The following is a 687-nucleotide window of genomic DNA, read 5'->3' on the forward strand; positions in this document are numbered from 1 at the left end:
TCCACGATCACGGTCGTCGCGCCGGCCGTAGCCGCCACCACGGTTGTCGTCCCGACGGAAGCCACCACGATCGCCGCGGTCCCCCCGGTCACTCCGCTCGCCGTCACGACGCCCGTAGCCGCCCCGGTCGCTGCCGGGACGGTCGTTGTCACGGCGGAAGCCCCCACGGTCCCCACGCTGGCCGCCGCCGTTGGCGCGGTCGCTCCGGTCCCCGTCCCGTCGCCGCTGGTCGCGCTCCGGTCGGTCGTCGGGAGAGTTGGTGGACATGGTGACTCCTGTCTTCGGTACTGCAAGTCATTCTCGCGCAGCCGGGTTCCCAGCGCGCAGTGCAAAAACAAAAAGGACCCCTGGTCCCAGCTGAACGCTGGTGACCAGGGGTCCTTCCAAAGATTGTTCGGCGGCGTCCTACTCTCCCACAGGGTCCCCCCTGCAGTACCATCGGCGCTGTAAGGCTTAGCTTCCGGGTTCGAAATGTAACCGGGCGTTTCCCCTACGCTATAACCACCGAAACCCTAATGGTTTCGAGCGAACAAGCACACTCTTCAATTGTTTGTTCTACTCAAAGCCGACAACTGTTCGTTGTCTCAGAACTAACACAGTGGACGCGAGCAACTGAGGACAAGCCCTCGGCCTATTAGTACCGGTCAACTCCACACGTTACCGTGCTTCCATATCCGGCCTATCAAC

General features: G+C 62.6%; 1 rRNA gene and 1 pseudogene. Both read right to left on the reverse strand.

Annotation, left to right across the window (positions count from 1 at the left end):
* Nucleotides 1–267: pseudogene (locus ACWD1U_RS32040) on the reverse strand (DEAD/DEAH box helicase); the annotation flags it as partial.
* Between the two features lie 125 nt (nt 268–392).
* Nucleotides 393–509, reverse strand: a 5S ribosomal RNA gene (gene rrf, locus ACWD1U_RS32045).
* Between the last annotated feature and the right edge of the window lie 178 nt (nt 510–687).

Source organism: Streptomyces sp. NPDC002788 (genome assembly GCF_053592115.1).